Genomic DNA, 13,719 nt, shown 5'->3' with positions numbered 1-13,719 from the left:
GAAAACCCCGCTCGACTTGCATGTGTTAGGCCTGCCGCCAGCGTTCAATCTGAGCCATGATCAAACTCTTCAATTAAAGTTTAATTGCTACAAAAGTAGCTGCTCAGTATCACTGACTTAAAACATATTTCTATGTAAGTCACTTCACTGATATATATTCTTTTGCGATTGCTCGCTGCAGAATCTAAACCGTGAGTGCCCACACAGATGATTGATTGCTTATTGTTAAAGAGCATGCTGAACCGTGTTCAGCGGGAGGCGTATCTTACACTTCCCAGAATTTGTGTCAAGGTAGCGGCTTGAAATTATTTATCAAACTCACCCACTCAACCTGCTTCGCTTCACTTTTGAGCCTTTCGGCTCCACCGCGTTGCGAGGCGGCCATTTTAGTGATTTTCAATCTCGTGTCAAGCGATGCTTTGCATCATTTTTCACTTCATTTCAAAACCACACCAGAGCTGCTTTCGCACCACCCCGTTGGCATGGCGCGCATTATAGGGAGTTTTTGACAGCGTGCAACACTCTTTTTAAGAAAACTTATACTTTTGAGTGCGACAGCCTGAAATTCAATCGGACCGTGCTTTTTTTCAACATTTGTCGCATACTTCCGCAGCAGCAGAGGAAATTGTTATGTCATTAACTTCATATAAAGGTAAAACTCCACAGCTTGCTGAAGGAGTTTATGTGCATCCATCGTCTGTTTTAGTCGGCGATATTGAAATTGGCCTTCATAGCAGTATCTGGCCTTTAGTCGCAGCACGGGGTGATGTGAACATTATCCGTATTGGTGAACGTACTAATGTACAGGACGGTTCTGTACTGCATGTATCCCGACCAACCACCAAGAACCCGGCCGGCTCTCCTCTTGTTATAGGAGACGATGTCACAGTCGGACATAAAGTGATGTTGCACGGCTGCCAGTTGGGCAATCGTATTCTGGTCGGTATGGGCGCTATAGTGATGGACGACGTTATAGTAGAAGACGATGTCATTATTGGTGCTGGTAGTTTGGTACCACCAGGCAAAAGATTAGAGTCTGGTTATCTCTATGTCGGCAGCCCGGTAAAACAAGCCAGGGCGCTGAATGAAGCAGAGCGTAGTTTTTTGACTCAGTCTGCTATGAACTACGTGATATTAAAAGATGAGTATCTGGCAGAGCCGTTAAGCTGAGCCATCCAGATACAACACACCATCCTCATTAAAGCGGTCTGCTTTGGCCGCTTCTTCTATTTGTTCTTCCCAATAAAAGCAGTCTTCTTTGATTTGTTCCAACCAGCTTTGGTTATCCCAGCCTTGTGGCTTCTTTATATAGATGTGTAACCGCATGCCTGCCGCTAAACAACTACAGCGGACAGAATCTGTGTTTTCATCAAAACTGAAGTCATGATTAAAGATCAGTTGTTGGTTCATGCTTTCACCATAGCCGTCAGTTGCTGTAGTACCGGAGCCACATCAGGTTTCACGTCTCGCCATATCGCAAAGCTCTCAGCCGCCTGACTGACTAACATACCTAAACCATCAGCGCACTGAGGCACACCTTGCTGCTTACACCAGCTCAGAAAAGCCGTTGGCTCTTTGCCATACAACATATCGTAGGCCAAGGTGCAGTGCTTAAGATGTTGTTCTGCTAGCGGCGGTCTTTGTTGATCCAGTCCGCTGGAAGTCGCGTTGATCACCAGGCTCCATTTTTCCACAGGCACTCGGTCGTAACCTGATGCTGTGACTCTGTGGTTAAATAGCCCGGCTATTGCTTCCGCTTTGGCTGCAGTTCTATTGGCTATATGAATATGTGTTACACCAGCCGCTAATAAAGGCCCTATGACACCACGACAAGCTCCACCAGCACCTAAGATTAATATAGAGGCATTCTGTAGCCGGGCGCCCAGTCGGGTTAAATCGGCTACCAAACCTAAACCATCGGTGTTATCCCCACAAAGCACACCGGCTTTATCTATATAAAGAGTGTTTACAGCGCCTGCCTGCAAAGCACGTTCACTAAGTAGTTCAGCTAACTGATAGGCCTGTTCTTTAAAAGGCACTGTGACATTGCCACCCCGGCCACCCGCAGCGACAAAGCTAAACCAGCAGTCGGCAAAGGCGTCGACCGGTGCTAAAATGGCCTCGTAACTCAAAGCTTGTGCGGTTTGTTTGGCAAACCAGCTATGGATCAGCGGCGATTTTGAGTGCCCAACAGGATTTCCAAATACAGCGTAACGGTCCACAGGTTCACCATGAAAAAGTTGTTTGACGCGATTTTTAATAAAAGCCAGCCAAATAGCAAGCCACATCCGACTCCGGCGATCACGCCTTACGAGCTGATTGGCGGCGAAGATGCAACACGACGTCTGGCCAACAGATTCTACGACATTATGTCGACAGCACCGGAAGCCGCTGAACTCTATGCGATCCATCCTCTGCCTCTGGATAACATAAGACAAAAGTTTTTTGAGTTCTTATCCGGCTGGTTAGGCGGTCCGGCTTTGTTTGAACAGAAATACGGTCATCCACGTTTGCGGATGCGCCATATGCCTTTTGCTGTGGATCAGCAGATGCGTGACCAGTGGATGTTTTGTATGGATAAAGCTTTGGCTGAAGTGGTAGAAGATAAGTTGTTGCGTCAGGGTTTAAGTCATTCGCTGGGCCAGCTTGCCAGCCATATGATCAACAGATAATCCCTGACGCCAGCACCTATTGCTGAATACCTAACCAGTCCTGAGGTTGCAGATAACGCTCGTACAATCTGGCCTCTGCACTACCTGCCTCCGGCTGATAGCCATATTGCCAGCGCACTAAAGGTGGCATCGACATCAGAATAGATTCGGTGCGACCACCGCTTTGCAAGCCAAACAAAGTACCACGGTCAAACACCAGGTTAAACTCGACATATCGGCCACGGCGATACAACTGGAACTGGCGCTCCGCCTCCGAATAAGCTTTGTGTTTATTACGCTGCACTATAGGCAGATAAGCCTTAGTAAAGGCTTCGCCTACTGCAGCCATAAAAGCAAAACTCTGCTCAAAACCCGGCTCGTTTAAATCGTCAAAAAACAACCCACCTACACCACGGGTTTCGTTGCGGTGCTTTAAGTAGAAATATTCATCGCACCATGTTTTGTATTTAGGGTAATAAGCGGTGTCAAACCGATCACAACAGTCTTTGGCCACCTGATGCCAATGCACTACATCGGCTTCCACCGGATAAAAAGGTGTTAAATCAAAACCACCACCAAACCACCAGACCGGCGCTTCCCCTGCTTTTTCGGCAATAAAAAATCGTACATTGGCGTGGCTGGTTGGGATATGAGGATTCAGCGGGTGGATCACTAAAGACACCCCCATAGCTTCAAACTTACGCCCAGCCAGTTCTGGCCGGTGCGCTGTAGCTGAAGCAGGCATCTTATCGCCAAACACATGAGAGAAATTCACGCCCGCCTGCTCAAACACAGCCCCCTGTGTTAAAACACGACTACGGCCACCGCCGCCTTCGGCTCTGTCCCAGCGTTCTTCAACAAAAACTGACACACCATCTGCAGCAGCAAGCTCAGCGCAAATGCTGTCCTGCAGTGCCATTAAAAACGCTTTGACCTGATGTTTATCGACGTTTTGCATCTGTTTCTCTCTTCATTCCCAGACGGCTATGTGCCCGCACGGTAAATATGGCCTGTAGTGATATCCCGAATTTCTGATGGCACAGCGCGACCACCTGTTGGCGCGTCGACTATGATAGCCACTTTATCTGCCAATTGCTGCCTGACTTCGGCTGCACTGCGACAAGGTTCCAGGCCAGATAAATTCGCGCTGGTGGAGGTAATAGGTTTACCAAAAGCCAGACATAACTGTTGCACCACAGGGTGATCACAAACCCGAATTGCAATGCTATCAAACTGCCCCGTCAGCCAGTCACTGCAACGCGCTGAAGCAGGCACTACCCAGGTCACAGCGGCTTTATCTCTCACACCGGCGCTGTTGCGCCATGAGTCTAACATCAACTGAGTTTGTTCCAAGCTAAGCTGGTCGGCTGCAATATAAGGAATCAATTGGGAAAAGTCTGCAGCTATTAAAATTAAACCCTTGGATTTTGGCCTTTGTTTGACCTGCAACAAAGTTTCAATAGCCAAATGATTATCCGGGTCGCAACCGACACCAAACACAGCTTCGGTTGGATAGGCAATCACCTGACCTTGGCGCAGGGCGGTTACGGCAGATGGAATCTCTGTCACTGTTCTGAGTCCTGTATCTGGGGTTTTTCGTCAAAAATGGTTCTGGTCAGGGCCAGAGTCTTCCCTGAAGCTACAGCTTCAATGACTTTGCGTATATAATAGCGGCCTTATTATGCCAGTTCTTTGTAGCTTTAAGGAAACAACGATGAAAGTAGGTATTATCATGGGGTCTAAATCTGATTGGCCCACAATGAAAAACGCGGCCGATATGTTAGATCGTTTTCAAATTGCCTATGAAACTACTGTTGTTTCAGCTCACAGAACTCCTCAACTTTTAGCCGACTACGCCACTAATGCCGCAAGCCGTGGTTTAAAAGTCATTATTGCAGGTGCTGGCGGTGCAGCGCATTTGCCGGGCATGGCCGCAGCTTTTACCAGCTTGCCGGTATTAGGTGTGCCCGTGCAGTCAAAAGCTTTAAAAGGTCTGGATTCCCTGTTATCCATAGTGCAAATGCCTAAAGGTGTTGCTGTGGGTACGCTGGCTATTGGTGATGCAGGGGCTGCCAATGCTGGCTTGTTGGCAGCGCAAATTCTGGCAACCTCTGATACAGAGCTGATGAGCAAGATTGACGCCTTCCGCAAAGAGCAAACCGACTCTGTATTGGCTCACCCGAATCCAGCCGAGGAATAACTGATGAAGGTTCTGGTTTTAGGTGCTGGTCAACTGGCTCGTATGATGAGTCTGGCAGGTACTCCACTGAATTTAAAAGTCTCTGCTTATGATGTGAACAGCGACACTATTGTTGACCCAGTTACTCAGCAGCAACTGGGCACAGGTTTGGCACAAGCTATAGCCAATGCGGATGTGATCACCTCTGAGTTTGAGCATATCCCTTATCCGGTGCAGGAGCTGTGTCAGCACAGCGGTAAGTTTTTACCAAACAGCACAGCGATCAAAGCGGGTGGCGATCGCCGTCAGGAAAAACAACTGCTGGATAAAGCCGGCGTAGCCAATGCTGCTTATAAAATTGTCGTGACTGAACAGGATTTTTATCAGGCCATTGAACAACTGGGGTTACCACTGGTGCTAAAAAGCGCGTTAGCCGGTTATGACGGCAAAGGCCAATGGCGCTTAAAAACTCAGGCTGATGCGCCAGCAGTGTGGGCTGACATCCAGCAGTTTATGGCAGGCGCTGATCATACCTTACCTCAGGCCATTGTGGCTGAGCAGTTTGTCCGTTTTGACCGTGAAGTCAGTTTAGTTGGAGCCCGTAATCAGGCTGGCGATATGGTGGTCTACCCTCTGACCGAAAATCATCATGTCTCTGGTGTGCTGGCGGTATCTCTTGCTTTACCGGGCCAACAGCAATTGCAGCAACAAGCCAAGCAGATGTTTGAAGCTGTAGCTAGCGCTTTGGATTACGTCGGGGTGTTAGCGTTAGAGTTTTTTCAGGTGGGCGATAAGCTGCTGGTGAACGAGATAGCGCCACGGGTGCATAACTCAGGGCATTGGACTCAACAAGGTGCTGACACCTGTCAGTTTGAAAACCATTTACGGGCTGTTTGTGGTTTGCCACTGGGCAGCACGGCTTTAGTGCGTCCAACCTTGATGGTGAATATTCTGGGTGAAGATCATGTCAGCCCGGCGGTATTAAGTTTGCCAAGCTGCCATTTGCACTGGTATGGCAAAGGCAAAAGACCAGGCCGCAAAATGGGTCATATCAATTTAAGTGCCAGCAGCACCAGCGAACTGGCGCAACGTTTTGATCAGTTACGTCAACACTTACCAGAGCAGGAGTTCCCTGAACTGGATGTAGTAGCGGCACGGTTGAAGCAACTGCAATAACACCCTAATGCTGGCAAAGACGTGTCTTTGTCAGCATTAACTACCCTGTACTTTCTGACATTTCTTACTGGCGCAGAGTAATTTCACACCAGAAGCCGAAGCTTTTTCCATTAACAGCGGATAATTGCAGAACTGGCATTGTCCTTCAACCGGCTTAAAATTCAACAAGTATTTGCAATCCGGATATCTGCTACAGCCATAAAAGGTTTTGCCGTATTTACTGGTCCGCTCAATTAACTGACCTTTTTTGCATTCAGGACATGGCAGATCACTGGGTTCAGGTTCGTCGGCATGCACCACAAAATGACAATGGGGGTAATGGCTACAGCCGATAAACATACCGTAGCGGCCATTTTTCACCGCCAGCTCGTTTCCACATTCAGGACAAAGTTGTTCCTCTAATACTTTTACCACTGTATTTTCATGGGGATGCAGCGCTTTCAGGTAATTACAGGCCGGATAGTTACTGCAGCCTAAAAAAGGCCCGTTTTTGCCAGTTTTAATCTGCAACGCATGGCCGCACAGAGGACAAGGCTCTGCGGTTTTTTCGTGTTGAAAAAGTGTATCGTCAGACTGGGACATACAAAGGCCATAGAAGAAAACTGGCCAGATTATATACCCAAAGCAATAGGAGTTGCAGCAAGGCTTACAACGAAAAAGGCCGCTTAATGCAGCGGCCCTGTAGGTTCGTCAAAAATAAGGTCTTCCATCTGGGCGTACGCATTTTCACGACCAGGCACGTTAAACAGCACCATCAACACCACCCATTTTAAATCGTCCAGACTGACAGAACTCTGATCCAGGTCCATCACTCTGTCCAATACCATCTCGCGAGTGGGCGCATCCAGCACGTTGATTTGTTCCAGAAACAGCAGGAAACCCTGACACTCAGTCTCCAGCTTGCGTTGCTCTTCCACAGTATAAATACGCACTGCGGTCGAATTCACTTTGGTTAAATAGGGCTTAACATGACTTTCCTGCAAGGCAGATAACGAATCCAGCCAGCGCAGGGCCTTAAAAATATCATCATCATGGAAACCAGCCTTGCTGAGCTCGCGCTGCAGATCGGCATGATTTACATAAATTTCTGACTCGTTGTGGATGTAGTTTTCAAACAAATATATGAGGATATCAAACATAGTCAGGCCCTCCTCACTCTGATGTAACCACCAGGTACTGCTGCCACTTCACCGGCCAATTCCAGTTGAAGTAATTCAATTGAGACTTGCGCTACAGATAAACCACTACGCTCTGCTATTAGATCAATCGCAGTGGCCTCATCACCTACGTTAGCCAACAAGCCGTCGTCAAACAAGCCTGTTTGTAAATTTTTTTCTTTGTCCTTTATAGGACTTAGACCGTTGTTTTGCAAAAAGCTCCACTCTTCTATGATATCGGCCACACAAGTGGTTAATTTAGCACCTTGCTGAATGAGCTGATGGCAGCCAGCCGCCTGAGGATTGTAGATAGAACCGGGGATCACAAAGAGTTCCCGGCTGTACTCAGCGGCATAACCGGCACTGATTAATGAACCACTTTTAAGTGCTGCCTCAACCACCAAAGTTCCTAAGCTCAAGCCTACGACAATACGGTTACGCAACGGGAAATGATCCGCTTTCGGCGGCACATCAGGCAGAAACTCAGAGACCAAAGCCCCGCTGTTGGCAATTTCCATTGCCAGCTCTTTGTGCTGAGCCGGATATACAGTATCAAAGCCATGGCCAAGCACTGCTATGGTATTGCCCTTGACTGACAAAGCCCCTCTATGGCTACAACCATCTATACCTTTGGCCATACCGCTGGTGACAGTTAAACCTAATCGGCATAAATCGGCGGCAAAGTTAAAAGCCACTTGTTTGCCTGTGGCGGTAGGCTGACGACTGCCTACTATGGCGATTTGCGCTTCGTTTAACAAAGCCGGATTACCTTTGATAAATAAAGCAAAAGGCGGCTGTTTGATCTGGCTGAGTAATTCAGGATACAGCGGGTCTGTGTAACGGATAAAATGATGTTCAGGACTGCTGTGCAGCCACTCGAGACAATGTTCGATACGTTGTGCAGTCACAGCCCTGTGGCATTGGATTTGGCCCGCAGTAAAACCCAGTTGCTGTAATTGATGATCATCCAGTTGCTGAAAATCAGCGACCGAGACCAGCTCGGCCCACTGCTGATGCTTTAACCTGTCTATGGACGGAATAGCAGCTAAACGTATCCAATGCTCGAGGTCATCCATGCTCCTCTCCTGAGTTTAAAGGTTACCTATCAAATCTCCGACCCGTACCGGTTGTTCTGAGCGTAAAATCATCGCAAAACTGCTGTGTTCACTCACTTTAACTATCATCAACTGCCCTACTAATTCGATCGGCATTTTATCGGCAGAACCTGCCACTTCATGCAAAATACGCTGGAGTTTATCGCTATCTTCCGGATACGAGGGGGTATCGCCAAAATTCAATACCGAAGGCGATGGGCGGAAAATACCCAACAAATGACCAGGTTGTAGCCGGGCATTTTGCCCTTGGTTCAGCAGCACTATCTCGCCTTTGGCAAACTCGCGCCATTCGGATGCACTATCCACTATCACCCCTGACACCACAGATTCTGGCGAGCGTAGCTGAAAAAAATCCGGATAGACAGACTGAGACGGCAAAGCTATTAACCGGTCCCCCTGTTTTACCTCGCGTCTGGATTTTTGTACTTCAATCCGACTGATCTGCTGCTCGTCGACCAGAGCAGACGGCAACACTTTAGCCTCTGCCAGTAACACTGCTTCATACCCCAGCACATCACCACTTTGTGGGTCTTCGTACACTTCACCCTGACGATAGATGCCGTAACGCTGCGTTGGCTCCAATTCGCCCTGCACATACAACAGGTGACCGGATACTGCATTTTTTACATTATCCTTACCCCCCAGCACATAAGGCAGGCTTGCCAATTCTTCTTCGGAAATCAGTTGCTCCTCCGACAAAAAAGGTTCAATCGCAGCAAGCGCTACTGCTGGTATAGCTTTATCGGCTTTGGCTATCCGACGCACCTGGGGGGTTAATTTGATCGCAGTTGAAACTGGGGCCTGGTGTTGCACCTGACTTGTATCCGACCGACTAGCTGCCACTCGCTGACTGGTTAAGCTCAGTATGGGCTGACCATCGGCATCAAACTGCAGGTGTAACTCATCTCCGGGATAAATCAGGTGGGGATTACTGACCTGTGGGTTTAACTTCCACAACCGCGGCCACAACCAGGGATGTTGCAAATACAAACCAGCGATATCCCATAAAGTATCGCCGGATTTGACCAGATATAAGGTGGGGGCGTCGGCTTTGAGTTTCAGCTCATCAGCCAGCAGCAGAGCACTGAAAAACACAGTAAAGCTGATCAAAATAGCAAGAAGCCGCTGTCGCATAACCTCATCCCCGTCTGTACTTATCGTAATTCTTGCATACGAAGCTATTCATACTGAGCATAAATGGCTAAAATTAGACCATAGCACAGCCCATTGAACATAGACGATTTTTGTAGGTCCCATGACAGTATTAACAGTTTTACATTATCCAGACGACCGTTTACGCACAGTAGCTCAAGTAGTGCCTGAAGTAACGGCTGAAATTAAACAACTCGTAAAAGACATGCTGGACACCATGTATGACGAAAATGGCATAGGTTTGGCGGCGACTCAGGTCAATGTGCACAAACGGGTTGTCGTGATCGATATCTCTGAAAACCGCAACGAGCCGATGGTATTTATCAACCCGGAAATCATTGCCAAAAGTGGTGACACTGAGTACGAAGAAGGCTGTTTGTCTGTGCCGCAAAGCTACGCCAAAGTAGAGCGCGCCGCCGCAGTGACAGTCAAAGCACAAAATGAAAAAGGTGAGTGGTTTGAACTGCAGGCGGAAGGTTTGCTGGCCATCTGTTTACAGCACGAGTTGGATCATTTAGTCGGCAAGCTGTTTATCGACTACTTGTCGCCACTCAAACGTGACCGTATCAAGAAAAAGCTGGAAAAAGAAGCTCGTCTCGCAGCCCGTTAACCAGGCAGGAATTATTTTGACCACTCCTTTACGTATTATTTTTGCGGGCACACCAGATTTTGCTGCCCGCCATCTCGCCGCCCTGCTGGATTCTCCTCATCAGGTGATAGCTGTCTACACTCAACCCGACAGACCCGCAGGCCGTGGTCAGCAGTTGCAACAAAGCCCGGTGAAACAACTGGCGCTGCAACATGATATTCCGGTGTATCAGCCGAAATCGTTAAAAAAAGCCGCAGCTCAACAAGAGTTAGCTGCCTTCAATGCCGATCTGATGGTGGTGGTGGCTTATGGTTTGATTTTGCCTCAGGCTGTGCTGGATGCGCCGCGTTTAGGTTGTATTAACGTACACGGCTCGTTGCTACCCCGCTGGCGTGGTGCTGCGCCTATTCAGCGCGCCATTTGGGCAGGCGATGCCGAATCCGGTGTCACTATTATGCAGATGGATATAGGCCTGGATACAGGCGCTATGCTAAGCAAAGTCAGCACCCCTATAGCGGCAGATGAAACCAGCACCAGCCTGTACGACAAACTGGCGGTAACAGGCCCTGTTGCTTTGGTTGATGCATTAGCCAATCTGGAAACCCTGCAGGCCCAGGCTCAGCCGCAACAGGATGAACTGGCCAACTACGCTGAAAAGCTATCGAAAGAAGAAGCCCTGCTCGATTTTACCAAGCCAGCCATAGCGCTTGAGCGTGAAATCCGCGCTTTTAATCCCTGGCCTGTCAGTTATCTGCAACTGGGCACTCAGCAATTAAAAATCTGGCGCGCTGTAACAGAGCTGGGCTCAGGCCAGCCGGGTCAGGTACTGCGGGTGGATAAAAAAGGCATCGCCATTCAAACCTCTGATGGCGTGTTGGTGATCACCGAATTACAACCTGCCGGCAAAAAAGCCATGAAAGTGGTGGATTTCCTCAATGGCCGCGCCGATTGGTTTCAGCCGGGCCAGATGTTGAGCCCTGCTGATGGGCAGAGCTGATGAGTAAAAACTTACGCGCCTTAGCGGCAACAGCCTGTTATCAGGTGGTGGATCAGGGCAAGTCTTTATCTGAAGTTCTGCAAAAAGCACAGCAAGAGCTGGACTCGCCTTTAGATAAAGCCCTGCTGCAGGAAATCTGTTTTGGTGTGATGCGCTATTTGCCGCAACTGGAAACTGTCTGCCAAAAGCTGATGGATAAACCCTTGGTGAAACATCTGCGCCCGCTGCAGTTCTTAATTTATGTTGGTTTGTATCAGCTGAAATTCCTGCGGGTACCTGATCATGCCGCTATAGGCGAAACGGTAGAAGCAGCCCGTGCCTTAAAAGGCCAGAGCCTGACTGGCTTAATTAACGCCATATTACGTTCAGTGCAGCGCCAGCCTGAAGTCTTTGACTTCAGCCAAGCCCCTCTAGCAGTGCAATACAATCATCCGGGCTGGATCATTCAGCAGTTGCAACAGGCTTATCCGGAGCAGTGGCAACAGATTTTGGCTGAAAATCAGCAAAAAGCGCCGTTGTGGCTACGAGTCAATCAGTTACGAACTACACCTGAAGCTTATCTGGCAGCGTTGGCGGAACAAGGCATAGCTGCCAGTCAACCTTTTGATTATTTGCCTTGTGCTCTGCTGCTGGAACAAGCTTCTGACGTGACTTTATTGCCGGGTTATGCAGAGGGTTGGTTTTCAGTGCAGGACGGAGCAGCTCAGCATGCGGCTTATTTCCTTGGCGCTCGCAACAAGGATTCGGTGTTGGATGCCTGCTGTGCTCCGGGCGGCAAAACCTGCCACATTCTGGAATTAGCGCCAGAAGCCGATGTATTAGCGCTGGATAAAGATCCACGCCGTTTGGACAGGGTCTACGACAATCTGGACCGTTTAGGTTTAGATGCCCGGGTGATGGCGGCGGATGCGGCCGACCCGGATGACTGGGCCGGTTTTCAGACCTTCGACCGCATCCTGCTGGACGTACCCTGCTCGGCCACTGGTGTGATCCGCCGTCACCCCGATATTCGTTGGCTGCGGAAAAAAACTGATATAGCGCCCTTAGTCGAGTTGCAGCAACAAATTCTGCGTAAAATCTGGCCTTTATTAAAACCTGATGCTGAATTGTTGTATGCCACCTGCTCCGTATTACCGGAAGAAAACTTACAACAAATTCAGGCCTTTTTAGCAGAGCATCCGGATGCAAAATTAATCCCGCTGGCCGCCAGTCATTCGCAGTTACACTGGCAAATTTTGCCGGGACAGCAGCAGATGGACGGTTTCTTTTATGCCAAACTTCGCAAGACTAAGCGCTAACGCAGAGGCTTTATGAAAATTATTATTCTGGGTGCAGGTCAGGTCGGTGGCACTTTAGCGGAAAATTTGGTCGGTGAACAAAACGACATAACTGTCGTCGACACCAACATCGAAAAGCTGCGTGCCCTACAGGACAGATACGATTTGCAGGTGGTGCATGGCCATAGTGCACACCCGGATATATTAAAACGCGCTGGCGCAGAAGATGCCGATATGATTATTGCGGTGACCAGCAGCGATGAAGTGAATATTGTTGCTTGTCAGGTGGCTTACAGTATTTTTAATACGCCGCTGAAAATTGCCCGCATTCGTACCAATCAATATCTGAAATATCGCGACCAGTTGTTTAATAAAGACGATATGCCGGTCGATCACTTTATCTCGCCAGAGACTCTGGTCACAGACTATATCAAACGTTTAATCGACTACCCTGGAGCTTTGCAGGTGGTGGAATTTGCGGAAGGTCAGGTCAGTTTAGTCGCAGTCAAAGCCTATTACGGGGGATTACTGGTTGGCCATGCGCTATCGACGTTAAAACAGCATATGCCGCATGTAGATGCCCGTGTAGCGGCTATTTATCGTCGTGGCCATGCCATTAAACCTTTAGGCACCACAGTGATAGAAGCAGACGATGAAGTATTTTTTGTCGCTGCTACTAAACATATCCGCGCTGTGATGAGCGAGCTGCAAAAACTGGAGAAAAGCTATCACCGCATTATGATCGCCGGTGGTGGTAACGTTGGTTATGGTTTAGCTCGTGCTTTAGAGAAAAACCATAGCGTCAAGCTGATAGAGCGCAGTAAAGAACGCGCTGAGTACTTGTCGAGTGCTTTGGACAATACAGTGGTGTATGTCGGTGATGCGTCAGACCCAGAGCTGTTGGAAGAAGAAAATATCGAGCAGGTGGATGTGTTTTTAGCCGTCACCAATGACGATGAAGCCAATATTATGTCAGCTATGCTGGCCAAGCGGATGGGCGCACAAAAAACCATGGTGCTGATTAAACGCGGCGCTTATGTCGATTTGCTGCAAGGTGGTGAAGTCGATATAGCGGTATCACCACAACAAGCCACTATTTCAGCCTTGCTGACCCATATCCGCCGTGGTGACATAGTGAATGTGTACTCACTGCGCCGGGGTGCTGCTGAAGCCATAGAGGCAGTGGCGCACGGCGATAAATCCACCTCCAAAGTGGTGGGTCAGGCCATAGGCCAAATTAAACTACCGCCAGGTGCAACCATAGGCGCCATAGTGCGTGGAGAAGAAGTATTAATAGCTCACGATAATGTAGTGATAGAAACCGACGACCATGTGATTTTATTTTTGGTGGATAAAAAGTACATCACTGAAGTGGAACGTTTATTCCAGGTTAGCGCGATATTTATTTGATGCGCTCACCGCAGAG

General features: G+C 48.6%; 17 protein-coding genes and 1 rRNA gene. 9 read left to right on the top strand and 9 right to left on the bottom strand.

The genetic code is table 11. From position 1 onward, the window contains the following. Positions 1 to 76 (bottom strand): 16S ribosomal RNA (locus SD53_RS08385); the annotation flags it as partial. A gap of 223 nt (positions 77 to 299) precedes the next feature. Between SD53_RS08385 and SD53_RS18600 the strand changes: the two genes are divergently transcribed. Both SD53_RS18600 and SD53_RS08380 read left to right on the top strand, forming a co-directional pair. After that, positions 300 to 509: a hypothetical protein gene (locus SD53_RS18600; RefSeq protein WP_131647776.1), complete on the top strand. Its 210-nt coding sequence runs from the start codon at positions 300 to 302 to the stop codon at positions 507 to 509. 121 nt (positions 510 to 630) lie between these two features. After that, on the top strand, positions 631 to 1,170 hold the full coding sequence (locus SD53_RS08380; protein WP_046519788.1) for a gamma carbonic anhydrase family protein: 540 nt from the start codon (positions 631 to 633) through the stop codon (positions 1,168 to 1,170). Here SD53_RS08380 and SD53_RS08375 read toward each other — a convergent pair. Both SD53_RS08375 and aroE read right to left on the bottom strand, forming a co-directional pair. After that, on the bottom strand, positions 1,162 to 1,410 hold the full coding sequence (locus tag SD53_RS08375) for a hypothetical protein (RefSeq protein WP_046519783.1): 249 nt from the start codon (positions 1,408 to 1,410) through the stop codon (positions 1,162 to 1,164). The genes SD53_RS08380 and SD53_RS08375 overlap by 9 nt on opposite strands. Beyond that, positions 1,407 to 2,222 carry a shikimate dehydrogenase gene (aroE, locus tag SD53_RS08370; RefSeq protein ID WP_082101825.1) on the bottom strand — a complete coding sequence of 272 codons (816 nt, stop codon included), beginning with the start codon at positions 2,220 to 2,222 and terminating at the stop codon, positions 1,407 to 1,409. Before aroE ends, SD53_RS08375 begins: the two co-directional genes overlap by 4 nt. A gap of 9 nt (positions 2,223 to 2,231) precedes the next feature. Between aroE and SD53_RS08365 the strand changes: the two genes are divergently transcribed. Beyond that, the gene (locus SD53_RS08365) at positions 2,232 to 2,672 is read left to right on the top strand and encodes a group II truncated hemoglobin (protein ID WP_046519782.1); all 441 of its coding nucleotides are present in this window, start codon (positions 2,232 to 2,234) and stop codon (positions 2,670 to 2,672) included. A gap of 16 nt (positions 2,673 to 2,688) precedes the next feature. Here SD53_RS08365 and hemF read toward each other — a convergent pair whose 3' ends face one another. Further along, entirely contained in the window at positions 2,689 to 3,609 is a 921-nt protein-coding gene (gene hemF / locus SD53_RS08360) for an oxygen-dependent coproporphyrinogen oxidase (RefSeq protein ID WP_046519781.1), read from the bottom strand. 26 nt (positions 3,610 to 3,635) lie between these two features. Next, entirely contained in the window at positions 3,636 to 4,220 is a 585-nt protein-coding gene (gene tsaC / locus SD53_RS08355) for an L-threonylcarbamoyladenylate synthase type 1 TsaC (RefSeq protein WP_046519780.1), read from the bottom strand. A gap of 145 nt (positions 4,221 to 4,365) precedes the next feature. Between tsaC and purE the strand changes: the two genes are divergently transcribed. Beyond that, entirely contained in the window at positions 4,366 to 4,851 is a 486-nt protein-coding gene (gene purE / locus SD53_RS08350) for a 5-(carboxyamino)imidazole ribonucleotide mutase (RefSeq protein ID WP_046519779.1), read from the top strand. A gap of 3 nt (positions 4,852 to 4,854) precedes the next feature. Next, on the top strand, positions 4,855 to 6,006 hold the full coding sequence (locus SD53_RS08345; protein ID WP_046519778.1) for a 5-(carboxyamino)imidazole ribonucleotide synthase: 1,152 nt from the start codon (positions 4,855 to 4,857) through the stop codon (positions 6,004 to 6,006). 36 nt (positions 6,007 to 6,042) lie between these two features. Here the strand turns inward: SD53_RS08345 and SD53_RS08340 are convergent, their stop codons facing one another. The 4 genes from SD53_RS08340 to SD53_RS08325 form a co-directional block, all read right to left on the bottom strand. Further along, complete coding sequence (locus SD53_RS08340) at positions 6,043 to 6,588, bottom strand: DNA topoisomerase family protein (RefSeq protein WP_046519777.1); 546 nt, start codon at positions 6,586 to 6,588, stop codon at positions 6,043 to 6,045. 83 nt (positions 6,589 to 6,671) lie between these two features. Further along, complete coding sequence (locus SD53_RS08335) at positions 6,672 to 7,145, bottom strand: DUF494 family protein (protein WP_046519776.1); 474 nt, start codon at positions 7,143 to 7,145, stop codon at positions 6,672 to 6,674. 2 nt (positions 7,146 to 7,147) lie between these two features. Further along, positions 7,148 to 8,239, bottom strand: coding sequence for a DNA-processing protein DprA (gene dprA / locus SD53_RS08330; RefSeq protein ID WP_046519775.1), 1,092 nt, complete (start codon positions 8,237 to 8,239; stop codon positions 7,148 to 7,150). 15 nt (positions 8,240 to 8,254) lie between these two features. Continuing rightward, the gene (locus tag SD53_RS08325) at positions 8,255 to 9,412 is read right to left on the bottom strand and encodes a LysM peptidoglycan-binding domain-containing protein (protein WP_046519774.1); all 1,158 of its coding nucleotides are present in this window, start codon (positions 9,410 to 9,412) and stop codon (positions 8,255 to 8,257) included. A gap of 121 nt (positions 9,413 to 9,533) precedes the next feature. On the opposite strand from SD53_RS08325, the gene def reads away from it, so the two are divergent. The 4 genes from def to trkA are packed head-to-tail and all read left to right on the top strand — an operon-like array spanning position 9,534 to position 13,703. Continuing rightward, positions 9,534 to 10,040, top strand: a complete 507-nt coding sequence (def, locus tag SD53_RS08320; RefSeq protein ID WP_046519773.1) for a peptide deformylase — start codon at positions 9,534 to 9,536, stop codon at positions 10,038 to 10,040. Positions 10,041 to 10,056: 16 nt separating this feature from the next. After that, positions 10,057 to 11,016 carry a methionyl-tRNA formyltransferase gene (gene fmt / locus SD53_RS08315; RefSeq protein WP_046519772.1) on the top strand — a complete coding sequence of 320 codons (960 nt, stop codon included), beginning with the start codon at positions 10,057 to 10,059 and terminating at the stop codon, positions 11,014 to 11,016. Next, on the top strand, positions 11,016 to 12,314 hold the full coding sequence (gene rsmB, locus SD53_RS08310) for a 16S rRNA (cytosine(967)-C(5))-methyltransferase RsmB (protein ID WP_046519771.1): 1,299 nt from the start codon (positions 11,016 to 11,018) through the stop codon (positions 12,312 to 12,314). Before fmt ends, rsmB begins: the two co-directional genes overlap by 1 nt. 12 nt (positions 12,315 to 12,326) lie before the next feature. After that, positions 12,327 to 13,703 carry a Trk system potassium transporter TrkA gene (gene trkA / locus SD53_RS08305; RefSeq protein WP_046519770.1) on the top strand — a complete coding sequence of 459 codons (1,377 nt, stop codon included), beginning with the start codon at positions 12,327 to 12,329 and terminating at the stop codon, positions 13,701 to 13,703. Positions 13,704 to 13,719: the final 16 nt, after the last annotated feature.

The sequence above is a fragment of the Rheinheimera mesophila genome, from assembly GCF_000986865.1.
GTDB classification, from domain to species: Bacteria; Pseudomonadota; Gammaproteobacteria; order Enterobacterales; family Alteromonadaceae; genus Pararheinheimera; species Pararheinheimera mesophila.
The sequence above is the reverse complement of the archived record's forward strand: the minus strand, read 5'-3'. Positions and strand labels throughout refer to the sequence as shown.

Excerpts from the sequence above, each read along its gene's own strand:
- hemF (WP_046519781.1), bottom strand. The coding sequence starts at position 3,609 with ATGCAAAACGTCGATAAACATCAGGTCAAAGCGTTTTTAATGGCACTG.
- SD53_RS08335 (WP_046519776.1), bottom strand. The coding sequence starts at position 7,145 with ATGTTTGATATCCTCATATATTTGTTTGAAAACTACATCCACAACGAG.
- def (WP_046519773.1), top strand. The coding sequence starts at position 9,534 with ATGACAGTATTAACAGTTTTACATTATCCAGACGACCGTTTACGCACA.
- SD53_RS08365 (WP_046519782.1), top strand. The coding sequence starts at position 2,232 with ATGAAAAAGTTGTTTGACGCGATTTTTAATAAAAGCCAGCCAAATAGC.
- rsmB (WP_046519771.1), top strand. The coding sequence starts at position 11,016 with ATGAGTAAAAACTTACGCGCCTTAGCGGCAACAGCCTGTTATCAGGTG.
- SD53_RS08325 (WP_046519774.1), bottom strand. The coding sequence starts at position 9,412 with ATGCGACAGCGGCTTCTTGCTATTTTGATCAGCTTTACTGTGTTTTTC.
- SD53_RS08345 (WP_046519778.1), top strand. The coding sequence starts at position 4,855 with ATGAAGGTTCTGGTTTTAGGTGCTGGTCAACTGGCTCGTATGATGAGT.
- purE (WP_046519779.1), top strand. The coding sequence starts at position 4,366 with ATGAAAGTAGGTATTATCATGGGGTCTAAATCTGATTGGCCCACAATG.
- SD53_RS08340 (WP_046519777.1), bottom strand. The coding sequence starts at position 6,588 with ATGTCCCAGTCTGACGATACACTTTTTCAACACGAAAAAACCGCAGAG.
- trkA (WP_046519770.1), top strand. The coding sequence starts at position 12,327 with ATGAAAATTATTATTCTGGGTGCAGGTCAGGTCGGTGGCACTTTAGCG.
- dprA (WP_046519775.1), bottom strand. The coding sequence starts at position 8,239 with ATGGATGACCTCGAGCATTGGATACGTTTAGCTGCTATTCCGTCCATA.
- SD53_RS08375 (WP_046519783.1), bottom strand. The coding sequence starts at position 1,410 with ATGAACCAACAACTGATCTTTAATCATGACTTCAGTTTTGATGAAAAC.
- SD53_RS08380 (WP_046519788.1), top strand. The coding sequence starts at position 631 with ATGTCATTAACTTCATATAAAGGTAAAACTCCACAGCTTGCTGAAGGA.